Genomic DNA, 249 nt, shown 5'->3' with positions numbered 1-249 from the left:
ATGTAGGAACGATATCAATGCTACTTATTAAGTCATGTCGTAATTGCGGCTTAAGCTTATCGGGCCATGAAAAGATAATAGGTGTTCGAACTCCTGCCTCACTGGGGCTTTGTTTTGAGCGTGGTAAAAAGCTGTTTAATCTATCAGGATTTGATATCCAGCCATTATCTGAGACGTAAACAATAATAGTATTATTTTTAACCCCTTTTTCTTCCAGGTGATTGAGTAGTGTTGCATTTGTTTCATCAA

General features: G+C 37.3%; 1 protein-coding gene. It reads right to left on the bottom strand.

The window, feature by feature from the left end:
- Positions 1 to 249: sulfatase-like hydrolase/transferase (locus tag SB771_RS36075; RefSeq protein ID WP_410722172.1), on the bottom strand; the 249-nt coding region annotated here is incomplete at both ends.

This window comes from Burkholderia sp. SIMBA_051, from assembly GCF_046534915.1.
GTDB lineage: Bacteria > Pseudomonadota > Gammaproteobacteria > Burkholderiales > Burkholderiaceae > Burkholderia > Burkholderia ambifaria.
The sequence above is the reverse complement of the archived record's forward strand: the minus strand, read 5'-3'. Positions and strand labels throughout refer to the sequence as shown.